The 24573-nt window shown below is 59.4% G+C and carries 21 protein-coding genes and 1 pseudogene; 17 read left to right on the top strand and 5 right to left on the bottom strand.

The window, feature by feature from the left end; genetic code table 11:
* Window positions 1–628: 628 nt before the first annotated feature.
* From MFP24_RS00535 to MFP24_RS00575, 9 genes are all read left to right on the top strand, one after another.
* On the top strand, window positions 629–820 hold the full coding sequence (locus MFP24_RS00535) for a hypothetical protein (RefSeq protein WP_249228704.1): 192 nt from the start codon (window positions 629–631) through the stop codon (window positions 818–820).
* Between the two features lie 49 nt (window positions 821–869).
* Entirely contained in the window at window positions 870–1952 is a 1083-nt protein-coding gene (locus MFP24_RS00540; protein WP_249228703.1) for an ABC transporter substrate-binding protein, read from the top strand.
* Between the two features lie 38 nt (window positions 1953–1990).
* A complete protein-coding gene (locus MFP24_RS00545) occupies window positions 1991–2800 on the top strand; it encodes an ABC transporter permease (RefSeq protein WP_249228702.1) in 810 nt (269 codons plus the stop codon).
* Between the two features lie 3 nt (window positions 2801–2803).
* Window positions 2804–3586 (top strand): ABC transporter ATP-binding protein, encoded by a 783-nt coding sequence (locus MFP24_RS00550; protein WP_249228701.1) that lies wholly within the window; start codon window positions 2804–2806, stop codon window positions 3584–3586.
* 767 nt (window positions 3587–4353) lie between these two features.
* A complete protein-coding gene (locus MFP24_RS00555; protein WP_249228700.1) occupies window positions 4354–6834 on the top strand; it encodes a glycyl radical protein in 2481 nt (826 codons plus the stop codon).
* Between the two features lie 68 nt (window positions 6835–6902).
* The gene (locus tag MFP24_RS00560) at window positions 6903–7826 is read left to right on the top strand and encodes a glycyl-radical enzyme activating protein (RefSeq protein WP_249228699.1); all 924 of its coding nucleotides are present in this window, start codon (window positions 6903–6905) and stop codon (window positions 7824–7826) included.
* 171 nt (window positions 7827–7997) lie between these two features.
* Window positions 7998–9080, top strand: a complete 1083-nt coding sequence (locus MFP24_RS00565) for an ABC transporter substrate-binding protein (RefSeq protein ID WP_249228697.1) — start codon at window positions 7998–8000, stop codon at window positions 9078–9080.
* Window positions 9081–9110: 30 nt separating this feature from the next.
* A complete protein-coding gene (locus MFP24_RS00570; RefSeq protein ID WP_249228696.1) occupies window positions 9111–9920 on the top strand; it encodes an ABC transporter permease in 810 nt (269 codons plus the stop codon).
* 3 nt (window positions 9921–9923) lie between these two features.
* Entirely contained in the window at window positions 9924–10706 is a 783-nt protein-coding gene (locus tag MFP24_RS00575; protein ID WP_249228695.1) for an ABC transporter ATP-binding protein, read from the top strand.
* Window positions 10707–10976: 270 nt separating this feature from the next.
* Here MFP24_RS00575 and MFP24_RS00580 read toward each other — a convergent pair whose 3' ends face one another.
* The 5 genes from MFP24_RS00580 to bioA all read right to left on the bottom strand — a co-directional run bounded on the left by MFP24_RS00580 (window position 10977) and on the right by bioA (window position 16586).
* Window positions 10977–12674 carry an NAD-dependent malic enzyme gene (locus tag MFP24_RS00580; RefSeq protein WP_249228694.1) on the bottom strand — a complete coding sequence of 566 codons (1698 nt, stop codon included), beginning with the start codon at window positions 12672–12674 and terminating at the stop codon, window positions 10977–10979.
* A 306-nt stretch (window positions 12675–12980) separates the two neighbouring features.
* A complete protein-coding gene (gene cdd, locus MFP24_RS00585) occupies window positions 12981–13868 on the bottom strand; it encodes a cytidine deaminase (protein WP_249228693.1) in 888 nt (295 codons plus the stop codon).
* A gap of 227 nt (window positions 13869–14095) precedes the next feature.
* Window positions 14096–14791: a CidB/LrgB family autolysis modulator gene (locus tag MFP24_RS00590; protein ID WP_249228692.1), complete on the bottom strand. Its 696-nt coding sequence runs from the start codon at window positions 14789–14791 to the stop codon at window positions 14096–14098.
* Window positions 14791–15198: a CidA/LrgA family protein gene (locus MFP24_RS00595; protein ID WP_249228691.1), complete on the bottom strand. Its 408-nt coding sequence runs from the start codon at window positions 15196–15198 to the stop codon at window positions 14791–14793. The genes MFP24_RS00590 and MFP24_RS00595 overlap by 1 nt, the downstream gene beginning before the upstream one ends.
* Window positions 15199–15296: 98 nt before the next feature.
* Window positions 15297–16586 carry an adenosylmethionine--8-amino-7-oxononanoate transaminase gene (gene bioA, locus MFP24_RS00600; protein WP_249228690.1) on the bottom strand — a complete coding sequence of 430 codons (1290 nt, stop codon included), beginning with the start codon at window positions 16584–16586 and terminating at the stop codon, window positions 15297–15299.
* Window positions 16587–16680: 94 nt separating this feature from the next.
* Here bioA and bioB point away from each other — a divergent pair, with 94 nt between their 5' ends.
* The 8 genes and pseudogenes from bioB (at window position 16681) to MFP24_RS00640 (ending at window position 24211) form a co-directional block, all read left to right on the top strand.
* Window positions 16681–17718: a biotin synthase BioB gene (gene bioB / locus MFP24_RS00605; RefSeq protein ID WP_249228689.1), complete on the top strand. Its 1038-nt coding sequence runs from the start codon at window positions 16681–16683 to the stop codon at window positions 17716–17718.
* 27 nt (window positions 17719–17745) lie between these two features.
* The gene (gene bioF, locus MFP24_RS00610; RefSeq protein ID WP_249228688.1) at window positions 17746–18894 is read left to right on the top strand and encodes an 8-amino-7-oxononanoate synthase; all 1149 of its coding nucleotides are present in this window, start codon (window positions 17746–17748) and stop codon (window positions 18892–18894) included.
* Window positions 18884–19645 carry a malonyl-ACP O-methyltransferase BioC gene (gene bioC / locus MFP24_RS00615; RefSeq protein WP_249228687.1) on the top strand — a complete coding sequence of 254 codons (762 nt, stop codon included), beginning with the start codon at window positions 18884–18886 and terminating at the stop codon, window positions 19643–19645. Before bioF ends, bioC begins: the two co-directional genes overlap by 11 nt.
* A complete protein-coding gene (gene bioD / locus MFP24_RS00620) occupies window positions 19638–20315 on the top strand; it encodes a dethiobiotin synthase (protein WP_249228686.1) in 678 nt (225 codons plus the stop codon). The genes bioC and bioD overlap by 8 nt, the downstream gene beginning before the upstream one ends.
* A gap of 737 nt (window positions 20316–21052) precedes the next feature.
* Window positions 21053–23062, top strand: a complete 2010-nt coding sequence (uvrB, locus tag MFP24_RS00625; RefSeq protein ID WP_249228685.1) for an excinuclease ABC subunit UvrB — start codon at window positions 21053–21055, stop codon at window positions 23060–23062.
* Window positions 23063–23098: 36 nt separating this feature from the next.
* A pseudogene (locus MFP24_RS00630) lies at window positions 23099–23272 on the top strand (glyoxalase); the annotation flags it as partial.
* 169 nt (window positions 23273–23441) lie between these two features.
* A complete protein-coding gene (locus MFP24_RS00635) occupies window positions 23442–23897 on the top strand; it encodes an STM2901 family protein (protein WP_249228684.1) in 456 nt (151 codons plus the stop codon).
* A complete protein-coding gene (locus tag MFP24_RS00640; RefSeq protein WP_249228683.1) occupies window positions 23894–24211 on the top strand; it encodes a DUF1493 family protein in 318 nt (105 codons plus the stop codon). Before MFP24_RS00635 ends, MFP24_RS00640 begins: the two co-directional genes overlap by 4 nt.
* The last annotated feature ends 362 nt before the right edge of the window (window positions 24212–24573 follow it).

Here is a 24573-nt window from a genome sequence, read left to right on the forward strand (position 1 = left end):
AAAAGCGGAGAGAAGTCTTCACTGCTGGCGCTGCGTTGCCAGAGATGCCCGCCTGCGCGGGCATGACGGAGGGGTAGGCATGGTGAATAAAGTGTCTTGACCGCTGACGTTCAACACAGTATCTGCGAAAGCAGGAATCTTTCTGATATTGATGCATTAGCTGAAAGCAGATCCCCGCTTTCGCGAGGATGACGGCAAAGGTAAAGGGTTTGTCAGCAACCTCAAAAACGCTCCAGGCGTTTTTTTATGGCGGGCTATCCCTGCCCGCCACCCTTCGGGCCGTTGCAGGCGACGTTGAAAAACGCTCCAGGCGTTTTTTTATGGCGGGCTGTCCTTGCCCGCCACCCTTAAGGCCGTCGCAAGCGACGTTGAAAAACGCTCCAGGCGTTTTTTTATTTACTAAACGCTGGCCGTATCAATTCATTGACGGTGATGAAAACCCGTTATATCCCCCTATCAGGCCGTTTGGCGCCGACGCGCGGTCAGCTATTACTGACTGCCGGGTAACCATATAACTATTTGTTGGTTGATAAAAAAGGTGTGCAACTTTAAATATTCGTTTGTTTATATGTTAAAAATATTCACCTGAAACATCCCAAAAACAACATTGCATTAATAAAGGAGCATCATGTCAAGGATTACTGCAATCAGAAAAACGGCCATCGCCGCGCTATGCGGTTTGAGCTGGGCGCTGGGCGGATGGCAGGCGGCGCAGGCCGACACGTCGCCGCAACGGGAAGCGCCGCAGGAGAAGGCCGCGGCGCAACCGGCGGCGTCCGCCGCCGCCGCCGAGGGCAACCGAATTCCGCCTTGTCATTGATACGCCATCCTACAGTTATGCGACATATTCAATATGAGGTATTTTTGCCATGTCTAATCAGCCAGTAAGCAAAAAGAGGCATGCCGCCGCGCTGGTGGCGCTGAGCGCGACGCTGATATTGTGGTTGCAGACGGCGTCCGGCGCCGCGCAGCCGCTTAAAAGCATCACGCTGCAGCTCGATCCCGCCACGGCGGTGGCGCAGGAAAAAGGCTTCTTCAAGGAAGAATTCGGTAAGATCGGCATCGAAGACGTGAACCTGATCGCCTCCGGCAGCGCCGAACTGCTGGGCGCGGAGGCGGCGCACCTCAACCACGGCGGCATCGCGGTGGCGCAGCGCATGATCTATCCGGCGGTGGTGCATCACGCCAACGGACTGGATGCGGTGATCGTCTGGGAGTCGGAGCCTTCCGACAAATACCGTACGCCGATTATCGCCCGGGCGGACAACGAGGAGATTAATCAGGTACAGGATCTGGACGGGCGCAAATTCGCCAGCAGCCGGGTGAGCTGCTACTGGACGGCGCCCACCGAGATCCTGACCAAGGCGGGGTTGCCGCTGGACTCCCGCAAGCAGCAGGGGCGGGTGCGCTACCAGTCGATGGATAACAGCGCCGCGGTAGCCGCCGCGCTGCTGAGCGGCTCCATCGATGCCACGGCGGTGCACCTCGGCACCTCCGGCGCGGCCGCGCTCTATACCTCCGGTCAGGTGAAAGTGATCGGCCGCACCCCGGATGACGGCGTCTACGTCAACGGCGCCGGCCGGGTTTCCTACTTCGCGATGCGTTCGTTCGCCGAAAACTACCCGCAGGCCATCCAGGCGTTTCTGGTGGCGGTCGATCGCGCCAAAGCGTGGGCGCGGGAGAACCCCGATGAAGCGGCGGCCATCGTCGCCAAAGCCACCCGCGTGCCGGAACATATCGCCAAGTTCCAAATCACCGATCCGTCGCAGTTCTACTTTATGCGCGGCGAGGAAGACGCCGACAGCGTGCGCAGCAATATCAAAACCTTCCAGGCGTGGTACATCGCGCAGGGGGACGACATCCTGAGCGAGCGCAATCTGAGCGATACCCAGGTCGATAAGCTGGTCGACGCGCGCTTTTTCAAAGGCGGCGCTTATTCGGCCTATAACTGACCGCTGCTCGCCTAAACAGGACCATAGGACCGCTAACCATGAGTGATAACATTCTTGACGGCGTGGCGACGGCAAAGCCCGTACGCCGCCGGCGATCGGGGAACTGGATCGGCTTTATCCTGCCGCTGGCGATCCTGTCCGGCTGGCAGGCCGCGTCTCATTATCAGTGGGTTCCGCCGGTCTTTCTGCCGTCGCCGGCGCGAACGCTCGCCTCGTTCTGGGACCTGGTGACCAAACAGTCGTTCGACGAAGACTTTTTTATCAGCATCACGCTGGTGTCGCAGTCATTCCTGCTCGGCGCGCTGGCCGCGCTGCTGCTGGGGATCGCCGCCGGCATGTCCCGCAAGGTGGAAAACTTCTTCGGCCCGACGTTCGACACTATCCGCCATATCCCCGGCATCGCCTGGCTGCCGCTGATTATTCTGTGGCTGGGGGTGGGGGCGCCGGCCAAAACGCTGGTGATCGCCAAGTCGGTATTCTTCCCGGTGTTTCTCAATACGCTGCAGGGGATCCGCAACGTCGATCGCAACTACATTGAGCTGGGGGAAGTGCTGCGCCTGACGCGCTGGCAAACCCTGCGGCGCATCGTGATCCCCGCGGCCCTGCCCAACGTGATGGTGAGCCTGCGCTACAGCGCCGGGCTGGCCTGGGCGCTGGTGGTGGTGGCCGAGGGCATCGCGGGGCAGGTGGGCATCGGTTTTCTGATCTTCCGCGCCCAGTCGCTGCTGCTGACCGACCAACTGCTGGTCTGCATGGCGACCATCGGCCTCGTCGGTTTTCTGATCGACCGGTTAATGCTGGCGCTGCAAAAGCGCGCGCTGGTATGGAAGCAGGGCTATGAGGGCTAACCCATGACCGAGACATTGCACGTGCGCGGCGTAACCAAACGCTATTCGCACGACGGCGCGGCGTCGCACGAGGTGCTGCGCGGCATCGATTTAACGGTGGAGCCGGGCGAGTTCGTCAGCATCGTCGGGCCGAGCGGCTGCGGCAAGAGCACCCTGCTGCGCCTGATTGTCGGGCTGGATCAGGACTATCAGGGCGAGATTACCCTGGGAGCGCGGCGCATCAGCGGCCCCGGCCCGGAGCGCGGCATCGTGTTTCAGGACCATCGTCTGCTGCCGTGGCTGACGCTGGAGGAGAATATCGCGCTGGCGGTGGAAAATGTCTCCTGGCCGGCGGCCCGCAAACGCGCCACGGTGCGCGAACATATCGAACTGGTGGGGCTGTCGGGCTACGAGCAGGCCTTTCCCCACCAGCTTTCCGGCGGCATGGCGCAGCGAGCCGCCATTGCCCGCGGGCTGGTGGCGCGTCCGGAAGTGCTGCTGCTGGATGAACCGCTGGGGGCGCTGGATGCGCTGACGCGCATCCGGCTGCAGGATGAACTGCTGCATATCTGGCAGCACGAGCGCACCAGTATGATCCTGGTGACCCACGATATCGAGGAAGCGCTCTATTTGAGCCACCGCGTGGTGGTGCTGCAGTCGCATCCGGGGCAGATAGCCAGGGTGGTGGAGGTAACGCTGCCTTTACCGCGCGACCGCGCCAGCTATGCGTTTACCGACCTGCGGCGCGAGGTGCTGGCGGCGATGGCGCCGGATGCCGTGCAGCGCGAAGCGGCGGTAGCCGGGTAGTTGACCCCCTCCCGGCCTCCCCCTTGCCACTGTCTCTTATACACAAATGCGGGAGCGCTGACGGAGGTGGCTGTTACGCGGCGTAAAAAATTATGCTGAGGAGATAGCAGGCTTAGGATGAGCCGCATGGACGCGGCGAAAGCTTGCGCCACGTCGGGAACGTGTCGCAAGCGGTCCGTTAAGCCTGATACCGACGAAGGCACCGCGCAGCGGCATAATTTAGCCGCAAGCCCGGGTCCATAGGGGGCTGGCGTTTGAGCCCCCTATGTCGGGCGCGTGCTACGACGTAGCATGGAAATGGCGGCATTGTGGCGCACGAAACTGCCTCTGAGTCCGCATAAAAATGTGACTAAGAGACAGCCCTTGCCAGGGGGAGGAGCTGACTTACTCTCTCCCCTGCGAAGGAGTGGGGTTAATCACTGCTCCCACCCTTATCCTCCCGCCGCACAGGCGGGAGAATTACGATCCAGCTCACAATTTCACCGGTCAGGATGATCCCTACGACGCCCGTGACGGCGGGGGAGAGCGACTGGATTCCCTGCTTTGGTTTTACAGCCGCGATGAAAATCGAGGCTCTCGGCCTATTCGCGTTCATGCTAAACCGGTTGAAAAATATACAAATGTAAATATTAACAATACTAATGTTAATGATTTATTTGTAACCAATCCTAATGAAAATTATCTTCGGGATCTCTACATCCAAACACCCTATACAAAATAGCCAAATAATATAGCGACGTATTTATCTGATTATGGAGGAGATCATCATGCCATCAAGCGGCAACGCGCTGTTGAAAGAGGAAATAGAGCTTTCCCGATCGATTTTCGACGCGAATGGAAAGCTGACCTACGAAGAGAAGGCGGAGCGCGCCTTGCAGGCAGCGCTGGACATCAAGGATCAACTGCTGGATTCGCCCCAAAGGGTGGATACCGAACGCCTGATCCATCTGCTGGACGTCTACCAGAAATACGGCACCGAGCCCGCCATACTGTTAAGAGCCCGCGTGTTCGAGCAGGTTTTGCAAAAAAAGACGCTGTTTCTGGACAATAACCCCCTGGTAGGGTCGGTTACCTCGTATCCCGCCGGGGTCTATGTCTATCCCGAATACGGTTCGGAGTGGATCGCCGAGGAGCTCGACCAGCCTATCGTCTCCCATCTGGGCGAAGTTTCGCTTTCCAGCCGGGACCGGGAGCTGTTGGCCGAAGCGGCCGCCTATTTCAAGGATAAAAACGCCGAAGCCCGTTCCCGCGAACTGGCGCAAGAGCTGTTGGGGCTTGATCCCAAAGAAGGCGTGGCGGCCGGTCTGTTCACCGAGTCGGCTCGCTACACCGTCGGCGCCGGCAACGTCGATTACGCGAGCTTTATCGATCGCGGGCTGAAAGATATCATCCGGGAAACCGAAGAGCGCCTGCGCGCGGTTCCCAGAACGGCGGCGGAGTCGGACAGGATCGATTACTACCAGGCTATCCTGATTACCTTCCGAGCGGTGATCGCCCTTGCGCATCGCTACGCCGATCTGGCGGAAAGCGAAGCGGGTAAAACCGGCGATCCCATACGTCGCGCCGAACTTCTGGAGATCGCCGAGGTGGCGCGCCACGTGCCGGAAAATCCGCCCAGAAATTTCCGCGAGGCGCTGCAAAGCTGGTGGTTTATCCACCTGGGGATCCAGATCGAGCAAAGCGGCTGCGGTTCGTCCCCCGGCAGGCTGGGTCAGTACCTGGATAAATATTATCAGGCGGATAAAACTCAAAACGGCCTTACCGCCGAACAGGCGAAAAGCTGGCTCAAGGCGCTGTTCGTCAAGATTTTGTCCTACGGTTTCTATTCGGGGGTGATCGCCGCCCGTCAGGGATCGGGCCACACCGGCCACACCATCAATCTGGGCGGGCTGGACGCCAGCGGCCGGGATGCCACCACGGAATTGGATCACATTCTGCTCGATACGCAGATAGAGTTGCAGACCATTCAGCCCACCATCACCATCCTTTATCATGACGGCCTGGCGGAGGATTTCCTGCTCAAGGCGGTCGATCTCGAGCGCACCGGTCTCGGACAGCCGCAGTGGCTGAACAACCGCGTGGTCATTGAACGCCTGCTGACCCGCTACGCCAAAGTCGGCGTCACCATTGAAGACGCCAGAAATTGCATCAACATGAGCTGCGTCGCTACCGGCATCGCCGGCAAAACGGCGTTTCTGCACGAAGGCGGTTCGTTCAATCTGGCGAAGGCGCTGGAGCTGGCGCTTCACGACGGCGTCGATCCCGCAACCGGGCTGACGGTCGGCGCGAAAACCGGCGATCCGAGAAATTTTGCCGATTTCGAACAGCTTTACGCCGCCTACTCGCAGCAGGTTCTTCACCTTTTCCAGCAGGTCCGGCCGTTGGGATCGCTCTCCAACAAGGCGCTGGGGGATACGGTTCCCGTGCCGTTCCGTTCATCGCTTTACGAAGGCAGCCGCCGGCGCGGCAAGGACATCTACAAAGGCGGGGCGGATTATTATCTCTATTTCGTCATCTCGACGGCGGGGGTGGATGTCGCCAACTCGTTGGCGGCGCTCAAGGAGGTGATTTACGACGAGAAAGCGGCCGGGTGGGACGAATTGCTGGCCGCGCTGGCCGCCAATTTCGAGGGCTATGACGCGCTGCACAACAAATTGCTTAAAGCTCCCAAACACGGCAACGGCGATGCTGAAACCGACGCCCTGATCCGCCGCGTGTATGACGATGCGTGGACGCTTTTCCACTCGCTCGACGATCAGGATAATTTTTTCGGCGACAACGGCGCCAATCTGGAGGCGTTCTCGCTTTCCATCCACAATTACTTCGGCATCCTGACCGGCGCGTTGCCCAACGGGCGCAAGCAAGGCACGCCATTGACCGACGCCAGCGTCTCGGCCACCCCCGGCTCGGACCGCAAAGGCCCTCTCGCTCTGCTGACCTCCGCCGCCCAGGCTTTGGATACGGTCAAATACGGTTCGAACCATTTCAATATGAAGTTCCATCCGCAGGCGTTGGCGGGGATTGGCGGCGCCCGCAAACTTCTGGCGCTGATCAAGGACTATATGGACCGCAACGGATCGCATATCCAGTTTAACGTGGTGAGTTCGGAAACCTTGCGCAAGGCGCAGGCCAACCCTGAAGACTACAAGGGCCTGACCGTGCGCGTGGCCGGTTTCTCCGCTTATTTCACCCGGCTCCATAAAGGGGTGCAGGACGAAATTATCGCGCGGACCGAACTCTCGTTTTAACGGGGAGTTTTAAAACTGCAGAGGCGGTGCGGCAATTCCGCGCCGCCTCTCCTATCAGGGTTAAGGCAATGGAACCGCAGGGCGTTATTTTCGACATTCAGCATTTCAGCTTGCATGACGGGCCGGGCGTGCGCTCGACCGTGTTTTTCAAAGGATGCCCTTTATCCTGCCTTTGGTGCTCCAATCCGGAATCGCAACGCAGAAAACCGGAATTGCTCTATTTCGCGGCGAACTGCATCGGCTGCGGCGCCTGCGTCGCCGCCTGCCAGTCCGGCGCGCTTTCTCTGGGGGAAAAGGGCGTCGATATCGACCGAACCCGCTGCCAAAGCTGCGGCATATGTGTTGAAGCCTGCCCCAACGACGCCCGCAGCTTATCAGGGCGCAAAATGAGCGTTGAGGAAATCGCGGACGAAGTGCGCCAGCATTGGCGAATTTTTATGCAAAGCGGCGGCGGCGTGACCTGCAGCGGCGGAGAAATTCTGTCTCAACCCGTTTTCCTGAAAGCGCTATTGCAGAAACTGCACGACGAAATCGGCTTTCACCTCTGTCTCGACACCAGCGGCTACGCGCCCTGGTCGACGCTGGAGCCGCTTTTACCCCATGCCGATATGATCCTGCTGGATTTGAAACATATGGATTCCGCCCGCCATAAAGAGGCGACCGGGCGCGATAACAGACGCATTCTGGAAAACGCCCGCCATCTCGGCAAGCGCGGATTTCCCGTGCTGGTGCGTCTGCCCCTGATCCCCGGTTTTAACGACGACGACGACAACCTTTCCCGGCTGGGCGCCTTTATGAAGGAGGTCGCGCTGCCCGTCATCGAGATTCTGCCTTATCACGAATTCGGCTCTTCGAAATACGAAGCGCTGGGAAAAACCTACCACGTTTATACAAATAAACGCCCGCGCGTCAGGGAAGCCGGTGAGATTCTGTCCGCTTTCGGGCTGGAGGTCGTTCTGAGCAAACAGGAAAATAATCAAACCTACGCCTGACTTTTTGGTATGCGAAAGCGCGGGTTTATTCGGGCGGCAACAGCCGCCTGCGGCGCGCAGCCTTGTCTGCCGCCTCATTGCTGGGGGATTGGGATAGGTAATCCTATAAATAGAGAGTCGCCGCTATCCCGTCATTATTATTTTATTCGTTTACCATGAGGTATTTTTGCCATGTCTAATCAGTCAGTAAATAACAAGTGGCATGCCGCCGCGCTGGTGGCGCTGAGCGCGACGCTGATATTGTGGTTGCAGACGGCGTCCGGCGCCGCGCAGCCGCTTAAAAGCATCACGCTGCAGCTCGATCCCGCCACGGCGGTGGCGCAGGAAAAAGGCTTCTTCAAGGAAGCGTTCGACAAGATCGGCATCAACGAGGTGAAGCTGATCGCCTCCGGCAGCGCCGAACTGCTGGGCGCGGAGGCGGCGAACCTCAACCACGGCGGCATCGCGGTGGCGCAACGCATGATCTATCCGGCGGTGGTGCATCACGCCAACGGACTGGATGCGGTTATCGTCTGGGAATCGGAGCCTTCCGACAAATACCGTACGCCGATTATTGCGCGGGTGGACAACAAGGAGATTAATCAGGTACAGGATCTGGACGGACGTAAATTCGCCAGCAGCCGGGTGAGCTGCTACTGGACGGCGCCCACCGAGGTCCTGACCAAGGCGGGGCTGCCGCTGGACTCCCGCAAACAGCAGGGACGGGTACGCTACCAGTCGATGGATAACAACGCCGCGGTATCCGCCGCGCTGCTGAGCGGCTCCATCGATGCCACGGCGGTGCATCTCGGCGCCTCCGGCGCGGCCGCGCTCTATACCTCCGGCCAGGTGAAAGTGATCGGACGCTCCCCGGACGACGGCGTCTACGTCAACGGCGCCGGCCGGGTTTCCTACTTCGCAATGCGTTCGTTTGTCGAAAACTACCCGCAGGCCATTCAGGCGTTTCTGGTGGCGGTCGGTCGCGCCAAAGCGTGGGCGCGGGAGAACCCCGATGAAGCGGCGGTCATCGTCGCCAAAGCTACCCGCGTGCCGGAACATATCGCCAAGTTCCAAATCACCGATCCGTCGCAGTACTTCTTTATGCGCGGCGAGGAGGACGCCGACAGCGTGCGCAGCAATATCAAGACCTTCCAGGCCTGGTACATCGCGCAGGGGGACGACATCCTGAGCGAGCGCAATCTGAGCGATACCCAGGTCGATAAGCTGGTCGACGCTCGCTTTTTCAAAGGCGGCGCTTATTCGGTCTATAACTGACCGCCCCTCACCTAAACAGGACCGATAACCATGAGCGATAACATTCTTGGCGGCGTGGCGACGGCAAAGCCCGTACGCCGCCGGCGATCGGGGAACTGGATTGGCTTTATCCTGCCGCTGGCGATCCTGTCCGGCTGGCAGGCCGCGTCTCATTATCAGTGGGTTCCGCCGGTCTTTCTGCCGTCGCCGGCGCGAACGCTCGCCTCGTTCTGGGACCTGGTGACCAAACAGTCGTTCGACGAAGACTTTTTTATCAGCATCACGCTGGTGTCGCAGTCATTCCTGCTCGGCGCGCTGGCCGCGCTGCTGCTGGGGATCGCCGCCGGCATGTCCCGCAAGGTGGAAAACTTCTTCGGCCCGACGTTCGACACCATCCGCCATATCCCCGGCATCGCCTGGCTGCCGCTGATCATTCTGTGGCTGGGGGTGGGGGCGCCGGCCAAAACGCTGGTGATCGCCAAGTCGGTATTCTTCCCGGTGTTTCTCAATACGCTGCAGGGGATCCGCAACGTCGATCGCAACTACATCGAGCTGGGGGAGGTGCTGCGCCTGACGCGCTGGCAAACCCTGCGGCGCATCGTGATCCCCGCGGCCCTGCCCAACGTGATGGTGAGCCTGCGTTATAGCGCCGGGCTGGCCTGGGCGCTGGTGGTGGTGGCCGAGGGCATCGCGGGGCAGGTGGGGATCGGTTTTCTGATCTTCCGCGCCCAGTCGCTGCTGCTGACCGACCAGCTGCTGGTCTGCATGGCGACCATCGGCCTCGTCGGTTTTCTGATCGACCGGTTAATGCTGGCGTTGCAAAAGCGCGCGCTGGTGTGGAAGCAAGGCTATGAGGGCTAACCCATGACCGAGACATTGCACGTGCGCGGCGTGACCAAACGCTATTCGCACGACGGCGCGGCGTCGCACGAGGTGCTGCGCGGCATTGATTTAACGGTGGAGCCGGGCGAGTTCGTCAGCATCGTCGGGCCGAGCGGCTGCGGCAAGAGCACCCTGCTGCGCCTGATTGTCGGGCTGGATCAGGACTATCAGGGCGAGATTACTCTGGGAGCACGGCGCATCAGCGGCCCCGGCCCGGAGCGCGGCATCGTGTTTCAGGATCATCGTCTGCTGCCGTGGCTGACGCTGGAGGAGAATATCGCGCTGGCGGTGGAAAACGTCTCCTGGCCGGCGGCCCGCAAACGCGACGCGGTGCGCGAGCATATTGAACTGGTGGGACTGTCGGGCTACGAACAGGCTTTTCCCCACCAGCTTTCCGGCGGCATGGCGCAGCGTGCCGCCATTGCCCGCGGGCTGGTGGCGCGTCCGGAAGTGCTGCTGCTGGATGAACCGCTGGGGGCGCTGGACGCGCTGACGCGCATCCGGCTGCAGGATGAACTGCTGCATATCTGGCAGCACGAGCGTACCAGCATGATCCTGGTGACCCACGATATCGAGGAAGCGCTCTATTTGAGCCACCGCGTGGTGGTGCTGCAGTCGCATCCGGGGCAGATAGCCAGGGTGGTGGAGGTGAGGCTGCCGACGCCCCGCGATCGCGCCAGCTATGCGTTTACCGATCTGCGGCGCGAAGTGCTGGCGGCAATGGCGCCGGATGTGGTGCAGCGCGAAGCGGCGGTAGCGGGGTAAAGGAGTAGGGAGGCAGAGCGCGGCCTAAGCCGCGCTGAGGTTGCTGACAAACCTCATCACTACAGTCGTTCCCACCCACCGTCATTCCCGCGCAGGCGGGAATCTCCTGCACTGAGTCGCCATCAAATGCAGATCCCTGCCGACTACCGCAGGGACGACGGAAAAGGGCGCTGAGTGACGAATTTGGAAATTATGATACGAAATTGTACTTTGTCATCGGTTTGAGAGCGCGGCCTAAGCCGCGCTCTTCGGTTGAAAATAACGAGGAGATTAGAACGAGGTGCGTTTGTAGCTGCGGTACTGCGGTTGCCAGAAGTTGTCGGCAATGGCTTTTGCCAGCGCATCGCCGGAGGTCACCACCGCCACGCCCTGCAACTGCGCCGCTTTGCCCACTTCCAGCGCAATGCGTTTCGATACTTCCTGAATATCCGCGATATCCGGCAGCAGCGCGCCTTCGCCGTGGTTCGCCAGCGGAGAGCAGTCCGCCAGGGTACGGCTGGCCGCCATCAGCATAACGTCGGTAATGCGGGTCGCGCCCGATGCCAGCGCCCCTAAGCCAATCCCCGGGAAGATAAAGGAGTTGTTGCACTGGGCGATGGGGTAAACCTTATCCTTATAGTGAACCGGCGCGAACGGGCTGCCGGTGGCGACCAGCGCGGCGCCGTCCGTCCAGCGGATAATGTCTTCCGGGCGGGCTTCCACGCGCGACGTCGGGTTGGACAACGGCATCACGATGGGGCGTTCGCAGTGACTGTGCATCTCACGGATGATTTCTTCGGTAAACAGGCCGGGCTGACCGGAAACGCCGATCATAACGGTCGGTTTGGCGTTGCGCACCACTTCCAGCAGGGAGATCGCGTCGCTGGCGACTTCCCAGCGGGTCAGCAGCTCGCTTTTCTGCACCAGCTTGCTCTGGAAGTCGAGCAGGTTCGGCAGCTTATCGGTCAGCAGGCCGAAGCGGTCAACCATAAATACCTTGGCGCGGGCTTCATCTTCGCTCAAACCTTCAGACTTCATCTGGGCGATGATTTGTTCCGCGATGCCGCATCCGGCGGAACCGGCGCCGAGGAACACCACGGTCTGGTCGCGCAGCTGGCTGCCCGCCGCCCGGCTGGCGGCAATCAGGCTGCCGAGGGTAACGGCCGCGGTACCCTGAATGTCGTCATTGAAGCTGCAAATCTCGTCGCGATAGCGATTCAGCAGCGGGGTGGCGTTTTTCTGGGCGAAATCTTCGAACTGCAGCAGCACGTTCGGCCAGCGGCGTTTAACCGCCTGAATGAATTCATCGACAAACGCGTAGTATTCGTCATCGGTAATACGCGGGTGACGCCAACCCATATACAGCGGATCGTTCAGACGCTGTGGGTTGTTGGTGCCGACATCCAGCACCACCGGCAGGGTATACGCCGGGCTGATGCCGCCGCAGGCGGTGTAGAGCGACAGTTTACCGATGGGAATGCCCATACCGCCGATGCCCTGGTCGCCCAGGCCCAGAATACGTTCGCCATCGGTAACCACGATGACCTTCACATTCTGTTTGGTGGCGTTTTGCAGCATATCGTCGATATGCGCGCGGTTGGGATAGGCGATAAACAGGCCGCGCGCCCGGCGGTAGATATCAGAGAAGTGCTCGCAGGCTTCGCCGACGGTCGGCGTATAGATGATGGGCATCATCTCGCTGAGGTGGGCGTCCAGCAAACGATAGAACAGCGTTTCGTTGGTATCCTGGATATTGCGCAGGTATACGTGTTTTTCTATATCGTTTTTAAACTCCTGATATTGACGCCAGGCTCGTTCGGCCTGTTCTTCGATGGTTTCGACGGCTTCCGGTAATAAACCATACAGATTAAAGTCGGCGCGTTCTTCTTCTGTAAAAGCGCTGCCTTTATTCAGCAGGGGAAATTCAAGAAGTATTGGACCAGCATAGGGGATGTAGAGAGGACGTTTACTTTCGTATTCTAATTCCATGACTTTTTTACTCTTTGGGTAACAGAAACGAATCCGGGTGAATAATATACCCGTCATACTTCAAGCTGCAGGTGCGTTGGCTTTCCTCACTCACCCCGGTCACTTACTGGTGTAAGCTCCCGGGGATTCGTTGCGTCGCCGCCTTCCTGCAACTCGAATTATTTAGGGTATAAAAACGCTGTGGCCCGGATCTTAAATTACCCACAAAATATGTACAGAAAATGTTAATTAAAATAGTTACAGATGGCTTGCATCGGCGGATAAAAAAAGCTGTATCGATTCAACGTGTTCATTTAATGCGCGCCGTCACTGCACGAAATGGCGGGTAACATTTTTACAGCCCAGTGCGTTCAGCAGCGCCGCGGACGATTCCCAGTGGCTGATGGCGGCGTCGCGGCGTTCGACCACGACGGCCCGTCGTATCGCCGTATGCCGCTCGCCCGCCAGATTCATCAGGTTAAGCGCCGCCTGCAGAGGGGGCAGGCTGGGGTTGAACGCCGCATTTTCAGCGTAGCGTCCGGCATAGATGGCGCCGCTGCGCGTTTCCAGCGCCACGCCGCTTAACGCCTGAGTGTATGGCGCGTGGCTGCGGTTGGCGGCATCCAGCGCGGCAAGGACCAGCGCGTCCTGATGCGGCAGCGTGCGGGCATGGTCGATCTCATCCATCAGCCGGGCGCTGATGTTCAGATCGCCGGGGCCGAAGGCGTCCGGCAGATAATGGCCGAGCAGGGCGGGCTGACGGCCCGGCAGATGAATACGCAGCGTGGACGCGGCGTTAAGCTCATTCATAAACTGCCGGCAGTGGCCGCACGGCGTGTAGTTCACCGTTATCGCCGCCAGCGCCGGCTCATTGCGCGACCAGGCGTGGCTAATCGCGCTTTGTTCGGCGTGTACCGTTTGCTGAAGCGCCGCGCCGCTGAACTCCATATTGGCGCCGAAATAAAAATTGCCGCTTACTCCCTGGGCGATGGCGCCCACCTGAAAATGAGAGATCGGCGCCAGCGCGCAGGCGGCGGCCAGCGGCAACAGGGCAAAGGCCAGCGCATCGGTATCCAGCCGGCCGTCGTCGGCCAGCCCGGCCGCTTCATCCGCGGTCAGCATGGTGGCAAAATCCTGCCGGCGCAGAATGGGCTCCAGGGCGGATTGCAAACGGGATGGCAACTGTTGCAGGGCGTTATCAAAGCGTGAATGCATAGCGATTTGCTCTTTTGTATTGATGAATAGACACCATATTAAGTAGCAGATTAGCAATATATTGTGATTGTTATCTCGTTATATATGTAAGAAATGAAATGCAAATATAAAATATGTGATTTGGATTGGATTTTATACCATTGCGCTTTAGTAAAGAGGGCGGATATAAGGGCAAGGGGTTAAGGCATCGGCCACCTTAACCCATAATCGTAAAACGCCAGGCCGCGTTAACCGGCAAAATGAAGCAGCACCGGAAAAATAAACGGCGCCACCAGCGAAGTAATAATTCCGCAGATCACCAGCGCCAGCGAACTGAACGCCCCTTCCTGAAAATCGACTTCCGCGCAGCGCGCCGTGCCCAGGGCGTGCGAAGCGGTGCCCATCGACAGGCCGCGCGCGGCTTTGGTCTTAATACCGATGCGGTCGAACATCCCGTGTCCCACCACCGCGCCGACGATGCCGACGAAAATGACGCACACCGCGCTGATGGCGGGAATACCGCCGAGCGAGCTGGCGACCGCCATGGCGATCGGCGTGGTGACGGATTTCGGCAGCACCGAGGCGGCAATCTCAGGGGATGCGCCCATCCACAGCGCCACCAGGGTGCCGGAAACGATGGCGGCGAGGCTGCCGATAAAACAGACGCTGATGATGGATTTCCAGCGCGCGCGGATTTGGTGAATCTGCTCGTACAGCGGAAAGGCCAGCGCGACCACGGCGGGCTGCAGCAGATCGTTGAGCACTTCGCTGCCCTTGAAGTAGTGCTCGTAAGGGATACGCAGCAGCAGCAGCAGGGGGATGATAATCGCCATCGAAACCAGCAGGGGGTTCAGCAACGATATTTTGGTCGCCGCCGCCAGCTTGCGGGCGGCGAAAAAGACCAGCAGGGTGAGCGGCAACGACCACCACAAATAGGCGAACATCAGGGTTTGTCCTTGGTTGGCGGGGTATCGGCGGCGATGGCGCGTTCGCGCTGCATCAGCTGGGTGCTGAAACCGACGACGATCATCACCATAAAGGTACTGATCAGGCAGGAAACGACGATCGGCCCAAACTGCTGGCTAAGCAGATCGTAGTAGTTCATCACTCCCACCCCTATCGGCACAAACAGCAGCGCCATATGGCGAATAAACAGATGACAGCCGGGTTTCACCCAGGTGGCCGGCAGGATCTGCGAAGCGAGAAGCGAGAATAGAATCAGCATACCGATAATGCTGCCTGGAATAACCAGAGGGAGTAACGCGGATATCGCATTGCCTGCCAGCAGACAGAGGTAAATCAATGCGAAAGCGCGTAAATACCGCCAACAAAGGGTAATCGTATTACGCATGGGAAAGTCCTGATTAACTGATTCAGCCATGATAGCGCTAATGGAATTAGTGTGCCACAGATCACATATTTTCCCGGCTGGTAAATCAGGATGCCGGCTCAGTCGGTAAACAGGCCGCGCTCGGAAACCGCCTCGCCGACGGCGTCGGTAAGGCGGCGTAGCTGTTCGGGCCGAATGATGAACGGCGGCATAAGATAGATAAGTTTGCCGAACGGGCGGATCCACACGCCGCGCGCCACGAAAAAACGCTGCAGCCGAGCCATATCGACCGGGCGGCGCGTCTCCACCACGCCAATCGCCCCCAGCACCCGCACGTCCGCCACCTCGGGCGCGGCGGATAACGGCTTCAGCGCCTGACGCAGCTGCCGTTCGATGGCGGACACCTGGTTCTGCCAGCGGTTCTCCGCCAGCAGCGCCAGGCTGGCGTTGGCCGCCGCGCAGGCCAGCGGATTGCCCATAAAGGTCGGGCCGTGCATAAAGCAGCCCGCCGCGCCGTTGCTGATGGTGTCGGCCACCTGCCGGGTGGTGAGCGTGGCCGAAAGCGTCAGATAGCCGCCGGTCAGCGCTTTGCCCAGACAGAGAATATCCGGCGTGACGCCCGCATGTTCACAGGCGAACAGCCTGCCGGTGCGGCCGAATCCGCTGGCGATCTCATCGGCGATCAGCAGCACGCCGTAGCGATCGCACAGTTCGCGCACCCGTTGCAGATAGCGCGGATGGTAAAAACGCATGCCGCCGGCCCCCTGCACGATAGGCTCCAGCACCACCGCCGCCAGTTGAGCGGCGTGTTGCGCCAGCTGCGCGTGCAGCGGGGCGATATCCTCCTCCCGCCATTCGTCGTCGAACCGGCACTGCGGGGCGTCGACGAACAGATGCGCCGGCAGATAGCCCTGATACAGGCTATGCATCGAGTTTTGCGGATCGCAGACCGCCATCGCGCCGAAGGTGTCGCCGTGGTAGCCGTGGCGCAGCGTGAGGAAACGCTGGCGCCGCTCCCCGCGCGCCTGCCAGTATTGCAGCGCCATTTTCAGCGCCACCTCCACGGCGACCGAGCCGGAGTCCGCCAGAAACACGCACTCCAGCGCGTCCGGCGTCATCGCCACCAGCCGACGGCAGAGCGCCACCGCCTGCGGATGGGTAACGCCGCCGAACATCACGTGCGACATCCGAGACATCTGCTGCTGCAACGCCTGATTGATGGCCGGATGGTTATAGCCGTGGATCGCCGCCCACCAGGAAGACATACCGTCAACCAGACGCCGTCCGTCGGAAAGCTCAAGCTCGACGCCGTCGGCGGCGACCACCGGATAACAGGGCAGCGGTTGGGTCATGGAGGTGTAGGGGTGCCAGATATGGCGTTGGTCGAAGGCGAGGTCGTCAGGCGTCATTATAGGTGTCGTAAACTAAAAATACATTGAGTTGGTTGACAGTATAAAGGGTTAATTTAAACTGATGAAACGTTTTTATTTTGGAGACGCCGCCATGGCCGACCGCATTTACTGGACGCTTGAGCAAGCGCAAGAACTATTCGACAAGCCGTTTCTGGAGCTGATGTTTGCCGCGCAGCAGGTTCATCGTCAGCATTTTGATCCCCGTCAGGTACAGGTCAGCACGCTGTTGTCGATCAAAACCGGCGCCTGCCCTGAAGACTGTAAATACTGTCCGCAAAGTTCCCGCTACCGTACGGGCATTGAAACCGAACGGCTGATGCAGGTGGAGCAGGTGCTGGAGTCCGCCCGTCAGGCGAAAGCGGCCGGCTCGACCCGTTTCTGCATGGGCGCCGCCTGGAAAAATCCGCACGAGCGCGACATGCCCTATCTGGAGCAGATGGTACAGGGCGTCAAAGAGCTGGGCATGGAAACCTGCATGACGCTCGGCACCCTGGACGGCGATCAGGCGGCGCGTTTAGCCGCGGCCGGGCTGGATTTTTATAACCATAATCTCGATACCTCGCCGGAGTTTTACGGCAGCATTATTACCACCCGCAGCTATCAGGAGCGCCTGGATACGCTGGATAAGGTGCGCGGCGCCGGTATCAAGGTCTGCTCCGGCGGGATTGTCGGCCTGGGGGAAACGGTGCGCGACCGCGCCGGCCTGCTGGTGCAACTGGCTAATCTGCCGACGCCGCCGGAAAGCGTGCCGATCAATATGCTGGTAAAAGTAAAAGGCACGCCGCTGGCCGATAACGAGGACGTGGACGCGTTTGATTTTATCCGCACCATAGCCGTGGCGCGCATTATGATGCCGGCCTCCTACGTGCGTCTCTCCGCCGGTCGCGAGCAGATGAGCGAACAGACGCAGGCGATGTGCTTTATGGCCGGCGCCAACTCCATATTCTATGGCTGTAAACTGCTGACCACGCCGAACCCCAAAGAGGATAAAGATCTGGCGCTGTTCCGCAAGTTGGGGTTGAATCCGCAGCAGACCGAGGTGGAATACGGCGATAACCAACAGCAGCAGCGGCTGACGCGGCAGTTGACCCACGCCGACACGGAGCAGTTCTACAATGCCGCGCTGTAGCGGTGCGCCGGCGCGGCGTCGGCGGCCATGAGCTGGCAACGGCGCATTGCGCTGGCGCTGGAACAGCGCCGTCAGGATGATGCCTACCGTACGCGGCGGGCCAATCAGGGCGGCAACGGCCGCTGGCTGACGCAGGACGGACGGCGCTACCTCAATTTTTCCAGCAACGATTACCTGGGGCTGAGCCGCCACCCGGAAATTATTCACGCCTGGCGGCAGGGGGCGCAGCGCTATGGCGTCGGTTCCGGCGGCTCCGGCCATGTGACGGGGTATACCGACGCCCATGAGACGCTGGAGCAACAGCTGGCGGAGTGGCTGGGCTATCCGCGCGCGCTGCTGTTTATTTCCGGCTACGCGGCGAATCAGGCGGTGGTCGCCGCGTTGACGCAGGCGGGCGATCGTATTCTGGCCGACCGGCTGAGCCACGCTTCCCTGCTGGAGGCCGCGGCGCACTCGCCGGCGACGCTGCGGCGTTTTAGCCACAATGACCATCAAGCCTTGCGGCGCCTGCTGGCAAAGCCCGCCGTGGGTCAAACCCTGGCGGTCACCGAAGGGGTGTTCAGCATGGACGGCGATAGCGCGCCGCTGCCGCAGCTGCATGCGCTGTGTCGTGAACGCGGCGCCTGGCTGATGGTGGATGACGCCCACGGGGTCGGCGTGCTGGGCGAGGAAGGGCGGGGAAGCTGCTGGCGGCGGCAGGTGAGGCCCGAGCTGTTGATCGTCACCTTCGGCAAGGCGTTCGGCGTCAGCGGCGCCGCCGTGCTGTGCGCCGAACCGCCGGCGGAATACCTGTTGCAGTTCGCCCGCCATCTGATCTACAGCACCGCCATGCCCGCGGCGCAGGCCTGCGCGCTCAGCGCCGCGCTGAACTGCGTCCGCCAGGGGGAAGCGCTGCGGGAGGCGCTGCGGCGCAATATCGCCCAGTTCCGCGCCGGTTGCGCTACCTCGTCCTGGCGGCCGATGGACTCCGATAGCGCCATTCAGCCGCTGCTGGTCGGCGACAACGCCCGCACGCTGGCGTTGATGACGCGCATGCGCGCGCAGGGAATATGGGTAACGGCGATGCGTCCTCCCACGGTGCCGCCCGGCAGCGCCCGCCTGCGGATTACGCTGACGGCGGCGCATCGGCCGGAAGATATCGAGCAATTATTGACGGTGCTGCGCCATGCCGACTGAAACCCACAATAAACCGGCCATCGCCCGGGCGTTCGGCCGGGCGGCGGACAGCTACGACCGCCATGCGGCGCTGCAACGGGCCAGCGGCGCGCGCCTGCTGGAGATGGTCGCGTCGCATCGCGGCTCGCAGGTGCTGGACGCCGGCTGCGGCACCGGTCACTTCAGCCGCCGCTGGCGGCAGTTGGATAAGATCGTGACCGCGCTGGACCTGTCTCCCGAGATGCTGGCCTACGCCGGCGAGCAGCGGGCCGCGCACCGCTATGTGCTGGGGGATATCGAAAATCTGCCGCTGGCGGACGGCAGCGTGGATATCAGCTACAGCAATCTGGCGGTGCAGTGGTGCGACGATCTGCCGCGCGCGCTGGCCGAGCTGTACCGGGTGACCCGTCCGGGCGGCGCCATCGCCTTTTCCACGCTGGCGGACGGATCGCTGAGCGAGCTGGCGCAGGCCTGGCGGCGCGTGGACGGCAGCCGCCGGGTGAACCGCTTTCTTTCCGTTCCCGCCATACGGGCCGCCTGCCGGCCATACCGCCATCAACTTCACCAGGAGTGGGTGACTCACTGTTTTCCCGACGTGCTGGCGCTGCTGAAGTCGCTGAAAGGCATCGGCGCCACCTGGCTGCATCAGGGACGCGCGCCCGGTTTGCTCAGCCGCGGGCGTCTTGAGGCGCTGGCGTCGGGCTATCCTCGGCGCCAGGAGGGCTATCCGCTCAGCTATCAACTGATTTACGGAGTGATTTATCGTGATTAAGCGCTGGTTTGTAACCGGAACGGATACCGATGTCGGCAAAACCATCGCCAGCTGCGCGCTATTGCAGGCCGCCAATCAGGCCGGATACCGTACCGCCGGCTATAAGCCGGTGGCCTCCGGCTGCGAAATAACCCCGCAGGGCGCGCGCAACGGCGATGCCTTGCTGCTGCAGGCCAACAGCGGCGTCCGGCTGGATTATCAGCAGGTTAATCCGCTGGCGTTTATCGAGCCGACGTCGCCGCATATCGTCAGCGCGGCGGAGCGGCGGCCTATTCTTCTGTCCGCGCTCTCCGCCGGGCTGCGGGCGCTGGAGCAGCAGGCGGACTGGCTGCTGGTGGAAGGGGCCGGAGGCTGGTTTACGCCACTGTCGGCGCAGGAAACCTTCGCCGACTGGGTGGCGCGGGAGCAATTGCCGGTTATTCTGGTGGTGGGCATCAAGCTGGGCTGCATTAACCATGCGTTGCTGACCGCCGGCGCCATCCGCCAGGCCGGACTAACGCTTGGCGGCTGGATCGCCAACGACGTTGAAGCGCCGGGAAAGCGCCATCAGGAATATCTGCTCAGTTTGCAGCAGCGTTTGCCCGCCCCGATGCTGGGTGAAATCCCGCATCTGACGCAGCCGCAGTTGCAGAATCCGGGGCGGTATATCGACCTGTCGCTGTTGGGCTGACGTTTCACCTGCTGATAATAAATACCCGGCTTTATCCCCGAATTGATAATTAGCCTGGTATTTATTCATCAATCAATAGAAAAAACATCTTGATTTTCCCCCTTAGCCCTTGCCACCCCTGAATGCGTTTCTGGAATCCGGGTTCCGTTTTTAGCATTTTTCAGTCTAAAACTTATGAGATAAATCGCAGAAAAGGGGTGAAAAAAATCCGTATCGGCACTTATATTTGATGAAGGTAGTATTTCTGTAACACAGAGCGGGTGCGGGGTTGTGGGAGTTATCCACTATTTCTGTGGATAACTGTGTGCATGAGCGTTAGGAAAACCATGCCAGACGAGAGCTGACGCGGGTTTCCGTCGGGTTGACGTTATTCTCTGCTTTTTTAAAAATCATACGAAAATCATTATGTTATTTAAAATCAAGTGCCGTCGTCAGGCGCGACGCGCGACGGCATAAATTAATGACAGGGTAGTACCGGCAGGTTACCAAAATTAGTCGTTTGGGGATAAAAAGTAGCTAACTTTTTCTGGTGGATCGGCAGCCGATATGCTAGCGAATCCATGCGCTGATTAATCATTCAGCCGGGCGATAATTTTCTTGATGCTGTTTTTATATCCAGTATCATGGCGGTGGTAAAGTCCGCGATTGCTTCCCATAATAACCTGAGGGTCAATAACGGCCGTTCAGTTCCATTCGCGTGTTATCCGATAGCCCATTCATGAGTAACGTATTCGACTATGAGTAAAGCATTCAAACTGAATTCCGAATTTAAGCCGGCGGGCGATCAGCCGGAAGCCATTCGTCGTTTAAAGGAAGGATTGGAGGATGGGCTGGCGCATCAGACGCTGCTGGGGGTAACCGGATCGGGAAAAACCTTTACCATCGCCAATGTGATCGCCGATCTGAACCGTCCCACCATGGTGCTGGCGCCCAATAAAACGCTGGCCGCTCAGCTTTACGGGGAAATGAAAGCCTTTTTCCCGGATAACGCGGTGGAGTATTTCGTCTCTTATTACGACTACTATCAGCCGGAAGCCTACGTGCCGAGCTCCGATACCTTTATCGAGAAGGATGCGTCGGTCAACGAACATATCGAACAGATGCGGCTCTCGGCCACCAAGGCGATGCTGGAGCGGCGGGATGTGGTGGTGGTCGCCTCGGTTTCCGCCATTTACGGTCTGGGCGATCCCGACTTGTATCTGAAAATGATGCTGCACCTGACGCAGGGGATGATCATCGACCAGCGGGCGATTTTACGGCGGCTGGCGGAATTGCAGTATGCCCGTAACGATCAGGCGTTTCAGCGCGGCACCTTCCGCGTGCGCGGCGAGGTGATCGATATCTTCCCCGCCGAATCGGACGAGGTGGCCCTGCGCGTCGAGCTGTTTGATGAGGAGGTGGAGCGCCTGTCGCTGTTTGACCCGCTGACCGGGCAGATTCTGCACGTCGTGCCGCGTTATACCATCTATCCGAAAACGCACTATGTGACGCCGCGCGAGCGTATTTTGCAGGCGATGGAAGATATCAAGGTGGAACTGGCCGACCGTCGCAGGATACTGCTGGCGAACGATAAGCTGGTGGAAGAGCAGCGGCTGAGCCAGCGCACCCAGTTCGATCTGGAAATGATGAACGAGCTGGGCTACTGCTCCGGCATCGAAAACTATTCGCGCTATCTCTCCGGGCGCGGCCCCGGCGAGCCGCCGCCGACCCTGTTCGACTACCTGCCGGCCGACGGTCTGCTGGTGGTCGACGAATCGCACGTCACCATTCCGCAGATAGGCGGCATGTACCGCGGCGACCGGGCGCGTAAGGAAACCCTGGTGGAGTACGGCTTTCGCCTGCCGTCGGCGCTGGACAACCGGCCGATGAAGTTTGAGGAGTTCGAGGCGCTGGCGCCGCAGACCATTTACGTGTCGGCGACGCCGGGCAACTACGAGCTGGAAAAATCCGGCGGCGACGTGATCGATCAGGTGGTGCGTCCCACCGGCCTGCTGGATCCGCTGCTGGAAGTGCGGCCGGTGGCCACCCAGGTGGACGATCTGCTGTCGGAAATCCGTCTGCGCGCCGCGGTGAACGAGCGGGTGCTGGTCACCACGCTGACCAAACGCATGGCGGAAGATTTAACCGAATATCTGGAAGAGCACGGCGAGCGGGTGCGCTACCTGCACTCGGATATCGATACCGTCGAACGGGTGGAGATTATCCGCGATCTGCGGCTGGGCGAATTCGATGTGCTGGTGGGCATCAACCTGCTGCGGGAGGGGCTGGATATGCCGGAAGTGTCGCTGGTGGCGATCCTGGACGCCGACAAGGAAGGCTTCCTGCGTTCCGAGCGCTCGCTGATTCAGACCATCGGCCGCGCGGCGCGTAACCTGAACGGCAAGGCTATTCTGTATGGCGACAGAATTACCCCCTCGATGGCGCGGGCGATTAGCGAAACCGAGCGCCGCCGTGAGAAACAGCAGGCGTACAACCTGGAACACGGCATTGTGCCGCAGGGGCTGAACAAGAAAATCGCCGATATCCTGCAACTGGGGCAGCCGAGCAACAGAGGCAAAGGGCGCGGCAAGAAAGCCGCGGAGCCGGCGGCCGACTATCTGGCGCTGACGCCGAAAGCGCTGGAGCAGAAAATCCGCGAGCTGGAAAGCAGGATGATGACCCACGCGCAGAATCTGGAGTTTGAAGAAGCGGCCGGCCTGCGCGATCGGGTACAGGCGCTGCGCGCGCAGTTTATTGCGTTATCCTGACGGATGATGCGAGCAGAAACGTTTTGAGGAATAGTTATGGATGTTGCTATACCGGGTGTAGATGTCTTGTTTGTGGCAGGTTTTGGCCCCATCGTAAAATCAGCTCCGGCCAGCTCTAGGCTCTACGTTGATACGCTGGGCCTGCCGTTAAAGCCGCTGGAGGGCAATAGCGATTATTTGACCACGGATAAGCTGGGCGGCGTGACCCATACGCCCTGGCTGCGGGAGTCCGCCCTCTGACTAGGTTCTCCCTTGTAACGAACATTGATATGGGTACCTCCGCTTCAACAATATTCTGGATAATAGGTTTTTTCCGATAAAGACAAAGTATCTGGTCAGATACTATTCATCGGTTATGTGGAACTCAACTGGAGGGGGGATGGATACGACTGAAGAGTTGAACGGCACCTATTTTTTTGATGGTTTGTCAAATCTTACATCACAGGAGCTACTTTTCTGGATACTCATTGATGAAACGGAGAAACAATTGGGTGTTCAGGATATTATTGGGGTCGCGGCGCTTTTTTTGGGAAATAACAGCATTGAAGTTCCGGGAAAACCTGGAACATCCACACCGGGAACCTCCCGATCGTCGATTTTTTTCCGTCGGCACCTCACTTATAAATTCAGAAAGCGCATTCTGCCGACTCTTACCCGGAAATCCTTCTCGATGAGGGGATTAAAAATATTTTGGGTGAATAACCTGGGTGCGTTTGTTGGCAGAGCCGTTCCAGTAGTGGGTTGGGTAATCCTTGCACGAGATGTTTCCCTGATAAGCTACAGGACGGTACATCGATACAACTTACTGGTCCGTTCGGAGGATAAAATCTGGTGAGTAACGTTGTTGAAGATAATGTAAGAGCCTTTGTCAAAGGTGAACTGCCGCTGGTTACCACTTTGTTTAAAAAGGTGGATGTCGATGACGATGCTGTTCTGCAAGAGTTACACGAAGCCGATGATATCGCTGAAATGACAAAGAGGTATTTCGACGTCTTCAGCGTTGACCCGAACGGATTTGCTTTAATTAACTATTACCCATGGAAACCTCGCACTTTTTTTACCGGCAAGTCCCGTAATCGGGACAAGCAGGCGTTAACCATCCGTATGTATATCGAGTCGGCCAAAGCCGGGCGATGGTTGTACGATTAATTGCTATCTATATAGTGGTGATGCCTCACCACCGTCCATTTCCACGCCCCCGGACTTTCGCGGAAATGATGAACCCCGTTGGGGGTCAGAGCATTGACAAAGAAGCCATTGGTAATAGCGACTCCAAATCCGTCATTCCGGCAGGTTCCCGCTTTCGCGAGGAGGAATCTCAGCAACACCGAGCCGCCAGCGGAAGTAGATCCCTGCCTACTGCCGCAGGGATGACGGAGTGACTGGGGAGTGTTAGAAATTCTGTGTCATTCCAGTAATATATTCAAAAAAGGAATGATACATGACCCAACCTTTCGATTTCGACAAAGCGCTGAAAGCGCTCCAGTCTGGTCAGGCGCTGACCGGGAAAG

The sequence above is a fragment of the Brenneria tiliae genome (assembly GCF_023347575.1).
GTDB lineage: Bacteria > Pseudomonadota > Gammaproteobacteria > Enterobacterales > Enterobacteriaceae > Brenneria > Brenneria corticis.